This window comes from Achromobacter sp. Marseille-Q0513, from assembly GCF_018195695.1.
Taxonomy (GTDB): domain Bacteria; phylum Pseudomonadota; class Gammaproteobacteria; order Burkholderiales; family Burkholderiaceae_B; genus Achromobacter.
Window position 1 is genome coordinate 1 of the sequence record NZ_JAGTJY010000277.1, and the last position, 5,360, is coordinate 5,360.

The 5,360-nt window shown below is 68.2% G+C and carries 3 protein-coding genes; 1 reads left to right on the top strand and 2 read right to left on the bottom strand.

Translation table 11 applies throughout. From position 1 onward, the window contains the following. On the bottom strand, positions 1-3,277 hold a 3,277-nt coding region (locus tag KDH83_RS29235), incomplete at its 3' end, for an autotransporter-associated beta strand repeat-containing protein (RefSeq protein ID WP_212322252.1). 673 nt (positions 3,278-3,950) lie between these two features. Between KDH83_RS29235 and KDH83_RS29240 the strand changes: the two genes are divergently transcribed. Continuing rightward, complete coding sequence (locus tag KDH83_RS29240) at positions 3,951-4,679, top strand: GNAT family N-acetyltransferase (RefSeq protein WP_212322253.1); 729 nt, start codon at positions 3,951-3,953, stop codon at positions 4,677-4,679. Between the two features lie 20 nt (positions 4,680-4,699). On the opposite strand, the gene KDH83_RS29245 is transcribed toward KDH83_RS29240, so the two are convergent. Next, a partial coding sequence (locus KDH83_RS29245; protein WP_212322256.1) for an NmrA family NAD(P)-binding protein occupies positions 4,700-5,360 on the bottom strand: 661 nt, incomplete at its 5' end.

The window sequence follows — 5,360 nt, forward strand, 5'->3', positions numbered from 1 at the left end:
AGATCGTGGTGCCGCCGGTGTAGTTGCTGTTGCCCGTCAGCACCGTCGTGCCGCTGCCCTGCTGCGTGACGCTGCCGGTGCCGCTGATGAAGCCGCCGAAGGTGTAGGTGTCGCCGCGGTTGAACACCAGCGAACCATTGTTGGTGACGTTGCCGCCGATGCTGCCCGTCGCCCCGCCCGCCCCTAGCTGCAAGGCGCCGGCGGAAATCAGCGTGCCGCCGGTGTAGTTGCTGTTGCCGGTCAGCACGGTGGTGCCAGAGCCCATCTGTTCGACGTTGCCCGCGCCGCTGATGATGCCGCCGTAGGTATACGTGTTGCTGCGGTTGAAGGCCAGCGTGCCGCTGTTGCTGACGTTGCCGAGGATGCTGCCCGCCGTCGAGCCGCCCGCGCCCGAGCCCAGCTGCAGCGTGCCGGCGGCGATCGTGGTGCCGCCGGTATAGCCGTTGTCCGCGCCCAGGGTCAGCGTGCCGCTGCCCAGCTTGCTCAGCGCGCCGCTGCCGCCGACGGCGCTGGTGATGCCGAAGTTGGTGCCCGCCGCGACATTGATGCTGCCGCCGCTCGCGCCCAGCGTGGTGGCGCGCGCCGTGTCGAACGTCGCGGTCGTGGCCAGCGTGCCGCCATTGAGCGACAGCGCGCCCGCCAGGTCGCCCATGTTGCTGTCCTGCGAGACCTGCAGCGTGCCGCCGTTGATGGCCGTGCCGCCGGTGTAGGTATTGGTCCCCGACAGTACCAGCGTGCCCAGGTCGGTCTTGACCAGCCGGGCCGCGCCGGCCAGCGTGGCGGCAATGGTGGCGGTATAGCCGGCGCCGCCCGCCGTGCCGTCGCCCACGCGGATCACGGCCTCGTTCGGCCCGCCGCTCACGGGCACGCCGACCAGCGTCAGCGCATCCAGCGCGGTGTTGTTCACCAGCGTGTAGCCGTTGGCGGCGAACTGCATGCCCTGCGTCAGCAGCGGACCGTTGATGATGCTGTCCACGCTGACGATGCCGCTCTGCCCCATGAACACGGCGAAGGCGCTCTGGGTCCACGGCGCGTTCAGCGCGCCGTCCATGCCGGTCCAGTTGTCATTGGTCAGCGCGCCGTTGGCTGTCCAGACACCCGACCCGCCATTGACCTGGCCGTCGTTCTTGGGGCCGATGGCGCCGTCCCAGTAGTTCAGCGTCAGGCCATTGGTGTTGACCAAGTTGACCTGTTTGTCCACCGAGGTCTGGATGAAATAGTTGCCCGGCGAGGGCACCGTGCCCAGCGCTAGCGTGCCGCTGCGCGCGCCGGCGTAGTTGATCACCCGGTAGACGCCCGGGTCGAACGAACCGCCGGCCGAGGTCTGCACATTGAGCGTGCCGCCCAGCGCCAGATTGCCGCCCACGTTGGTCAGGTCATTGAACGGGCCGCCCACCACGCCAGCCTGGCCGAACGAATACGCCAGCGTGGATCCGCCCTGCAGGGTCAGGTCGCCGCCGACCGTGAGCGTGCCCGGCACCGCGCCGACGCCGCCGGGCGCCAGCGTGCCGCCGGACTGGACCGTGACATTGCCGCCCAACCGGCCCGAGCCGCCCAGTGTGGCGCCGCTGCCCACCGTGGCCGGACCCGTGCCGGTCTGCGTGCCGTTCACATACAGCGCGCCGCCCGTCACCGAGGTCGGGCCGGCGTAGCTGTTGTTGGCGGTCAGGATGGTCGTGCCGGTGCCGATCTGGCTGAGGCCGCCGGTGCCGGTGACGAGGTTGCCGAAGGTGAACTGATCGCTGCGGTTGAAGGCCAGCGTGCCATTGTTGGCGACGGCGGACGCGCCCGGCAGATTGCCCGAGGCGCCACCATTGCCCAATTGCAGCGTGCCGGCGGCGATGGTGACGCCGCCGGCCCAGCTATTGGCGTTGCTGGTCAGCACGATGGTGCCGGCGCCGTCCTTGGTCAGCGCGCCGGCGCCGGTGATCGCCTGGGTCAGCGTGCCGGTCACGCCGGCATTGGCGCTGAGTGTGCCGTTGTTGGCGGTCACGCTGACGGCTCGGCCGGCCCCCAGGGTGAAGCTGCTGTTGAACGCCAGCGCGCCGCCGTCCAGCGTCACGCCGCCGCTGCCGGCGCCCAGCGCGTTGTCGGCGCCGACCGCGACGGTGCCGCCCTGGATGCGCGTGCCGCCCTGGTAGGTATTGGCCCCGCTCAGCGTCAGGATGCCGGCCGCGATCTTGCTGACCGAGCCGGTGCCGCTGATCGTGCCGGCATAAGTGCCGTTGTCCGGCTGGTTGAACAACACCAGGCCGTTGTTGGTCACGCTGGGCGGCAGGCTTTGCGCGCGGGCTTCCAGCGTGCCGGCCGGATCGACCCTGACCGAGCCGTTGAAACCGGCATTGTTGCCCGTCAGGGCCAGCGTGCCGTCCTGCACCTGCACCGCCAGCGGCGTGCCGCCGCCATTGCTGCCGACCGAGCCCGACAAGGTCCACTTGCCATCGCCGGTCTTGATCAGCGATTGGAAATTGCTGATGGTGCCGGGCAAGGTATCGCTGGACCCTTGCTCGCCCGCCAGCGACAGGCTGTTGGTACCGCCGCCGCCGTTGAAACCGCCGGTGATGACCGAGCCCGGATACAGCGTGAGCGAGTCGTTGCCGCTGGCGAAGGTCAGGCTGCCGCGCACGGTGGCGCCGCTGCGGTTGATGAAGCTGACGTCGCCACTGCCGCTGTTGCCGATGACGTTGCTGCTGGTGCCGTTGCCCGCCTGGATGATGCCGTAGTTGTCGACCGTGTTGGCCGCGCCCTTGCTGCGGTCCTCGAACCAGATCGCGGCGGCGTTGCCCCCCGAGATCAGCCCATAGTTGAGGATGGTATTGCCCGCGCCCATGACGTTGACCGCCTCGCCATTGGCCTGCGTGCCCAGCGCCTGGATCTTGGCGCCCGCCGACACCGTGAGCGTGCCGCTGGAACCGAACTCGACGGTGTTGTTGCCGGCCGTCCACAGGCCCGCGCCGGACGTGGCCGTATTGCTGACCACGGCGCCGGTGCCCAGGAAGATGGTGGCGTTGTCGCCCAGGCTGATGGCGTTGGCGTTGCCCACCGCCAGCTGGGCGTTGGGCTGCAGGGTGACGGACGCGCCGGACGCGGTGGAAGGCCCCTGGCCGATCGGCGCGGTCGCGGGATTCGGCGCGCTGGTGTTGCAGGTGGTGCTGGTCCCGGAGGTCGTGCAGGCGGCATGGACCGCCATGCCGGGCCAGCCGCCGAACAGGGCCGCGCCGATCAGGAGGCTCAGGCGCCGTTGCACCGGAACAAAGGGCGTCTTCTTTTCTCGCATGCCGTCCTCCAACCAGGAATGACCGCGGAGAGATGCGTGGCGATTCGCCAATGCAGCGGCTCACCCGGCAGCGGTTCGACTGCTGCCGGATTTGCGAATGATCTCCGCGAAACGACTCAGGGGAAAAACCGGATAATTAATACAGCAGGAAAGGCGGCCTTTGATTCACTTTGACACGAACCATCAATATCAATCAAGCACAAAAATATAAAAAATACATACCCGTTTAAATTAACGATCAATTAATCGAATATTTACGACCAATATTCCGGATAAATGCACACTCGTGGCTCTACACCGCGACCAGCGGTGGGTTTTGGGGTCCTTTGGCGGCGTGCCCTCAGGCGGAAAGACACCGCCCGCGAGGCAGCCATGGAAAGCGCGGCGCTCCCAAGCCACCACCCGCTGATTTCCGATCTCAAATCGCGCGGCGGTTGAATATCGGCCAATCCATAATCCCGATCTATCAAACCATTCGATTATTTTCCAATAATATCCACGCGATCTCGATGCAGCCTCCACAAACCCATCCGTATAATCCCCGGAATGCGACATTCCTGAGTCGGCGTATGCCTGTGCGGGCATGTCCGTCGGCGGCCAGCCGTGCCGCCGCAAGCGTCCGATCGCGCCCTCCCGCCGGCCGCCCCTCCCTCATCCAGAAGGTGTCCTGTCCATGCCATCGTTGTCTCCCGTCATCACCCGCTACTGGCATACCCAGGTCTCGACGGGACAGTTGCTGCACCAGGACGCGGACCTCAGCGTGCGCATCAATTCCGACCTGTCCGAACACAATGGCGTGATCGTGCTGCGCCCGGTCGGCGGCCCTGCCCTGGTGGAATTGATGCCCGCGATGGCGGAACAGGCCGGCTTGCTCGCCGGCCTGCCGCTGTCCGAAGCGTTGTTGCGGCATCGCCTGGCCGACGCCGGCATCGTGCTGAACGGCGCGGACCACCTCTATTACTTTTCTGAAGCGGCGCGCCAAGCGCTGCTGCGGGATGCGCCGGACGCGCGGGTGCGGCAGCTCGGCCCGCAAGATGCCGACGCCTTTGCCCGCTTCCACGCCGCCGCGTCGGCCCAGGACCTGGACAACGCCTGGGTCGAGCTGGACCATTGGGCGGTGTACGGCGCGTTCGTGCAAGGCCAACTGGTCTGCGCGGCCAGCATGTACGAGTGGGACGATGCCCGGATCACCGACACCGGCGTGCTGACGCTGGACGCCTTTCGCGGCCAGGGCCACGCGCGCGCCGTGGTGCGCGACATCTGCCGCCACGCCTATGCGCAAGGCTACGAACCGCAGTACCGCTGCCAGTTCGACAACCATGCGTCTGTGGCGCTGGCCCGGGCCGTGGGCCTGACGCTGTACGGCACCTGGGAAATCGTGCTGCCGGACGACGACGAGTAGCAGGCGGCCTGCGCGGCGTGTCAGGCCGCCGCCTCGCGGGCCGTGCGCGCCATCGCGCCCACCGCTTGCGCCAGCGTGGTCGCCCCCTCCCACTGCCCCGCCTCGGGATCCGTATCCATCTCGATATGCCCGGCATTGAGGCCGTGGGTCATCTCGATGAATCCCTCCAGCGCCGCCGCCGAGAATCCCGCTTGCGCCTGCGCCTCGGGCCAGCCGGCCTGCGGCAGCACGTCCAGCCGCACGGGCTTGCCCAGCTCGGCCGCCAGCGCCGCGACGACATCTTGCGGCGAGTACGAGCGCGGCCCGGACACGGTGATGGCGCGCGCGCCAGCCCAGTCCTGCAGCAGGAACTCGGCCGCGGCCCGGCCCACGTCCTGCGCCGCCACCATGGCGATGCGCCGCTCGCCCGGGGACACGAACGAGCGCAGCGTGCCGCTGCCGACGGCCTGCCCGATCATCGGCATCCAGTTCTCCATGAAGTAGGCCGCGCGCACGAACGTCGCCGGAATGCCGCTGGCCAGCAGGCGCTGCTCCAGCATGCGGTTCATCCGTATCCAGCCGCTGCCGCTGGCAAGATCGGCGCCCACCGAGGACAGCGCGATCAGCTTGGGCACGCGGGCGGCCACGGCGGCGTGCGCCACCGTCAGCGCGATCTGGTCGGCCAGATCGAACAGGTCGGCG